Genomic DNA, 1,022 nt, shown 5'->3' with positions numbered 1-1,022 from the left:
CTGGAGCTCGCCGTCACCACCGGGTTCCCGCCGGAGCGGATCGTGATGCACGGGAACGCCAAGAGCCCGGAGGACCTGACCACCGCACTGCGGCTCGGAGTGGGGCGCATCGTCATCGACAGCACCTCGGAGATCGCCCGGCTGGCCGCCCTCGTGCCCGCACCCGCCCGGCAGCAAATCATGGTGCGGGTGGTGCCCGGCATCACGGCCGGCGGCCACGCGGCGGTGCGGACCGGCACCGACGGACAGAAGTTCGGCCTGTCGATCGCCGACGGCTCAGCCCAGCACGCCATCGACAAGATCCTCGGCCAGCCACGCCTGAACCTGGTCGGACTGCACTGCCACATCGGCTCCCAGATCGCCACCGTCAAGCCCTACGTAGTGGCGGTCCGGCGGCTGATCGGCCTCATGACCCGGATACGGGACCAGCACGGCATCACCCTGCCACAACTGGACCTCGGCGGCGGCCACGCCGTCGCCTACCGCCCCGGCGAGGACACACTCGACATCGCCGCCCTGAGCCTGCGCATCCGCGCCGAACTCACGGACGGATGCACCCGCGCCGGACTGCCCGTGCCCCGCCTCACCCTCGAACCCGGCCGCGCGCTCATCGGCCCCGCCGCAGTGGCCCTCTACCGGGTACTCGCGGTCAAACGCACCGGGGACCGCACCTTCGTCGCCGTCGACGGCGGCATGAGCGACAACCCCCGGCCCGCCCTCTACGGCGTGCGCTACGCCCCCCGGCTCATCAGCCGCCGCCCGGCCGCGCCGGACCGCCCCGTCACCGTGGTCGGCCGGCACTGCGAAGCCGGCGACATCCTGGCCGACGGCGTACCACTGCCCGGCGACATACACCCGGGCGACCTGCTCGCCGTCCCCGTAGCCGGCGCCTACCACCTGGCCATGGCCTCCGCCTACAACCTCGTCGGCCGCCCGCCCGTCGTCGCGGTCACCGACGGCCGCGCCCGGGTCCTCGTACGCCGCGAATCACTGGCCGACATGAGCCTGCGCGACATCGGACT

The 1,022-nt window shown here is 73.0% G+C and carries 1 protein-coding gene; it reads left to right on the top strand.

Translation table 11 applies throughout. From position 1 onward, the window contains the following. The coding region (gene lysA, locus FCI23_RS55890) for a diaminopimelate decarboxylase (RefSeq protein WP_136731788.1) at positions 1-1,022 on the top strand (1,022 nt) is incomplete at both ends.

The sequence above is a fragment of the Actinacidiphila oryziradicis genome (genome assembly GCF_005047355.1).
Taxonomy (GTDB): Bacteria; Actinomycetota; Actinomycetes; order Streptomycetales; family Streptomycetaceae; genus Actinacidiphila; species Actinacidiphila oryziradicis.
This window is presented reverse-complemented; position numbering and strand designations above follow the sequence as displayed.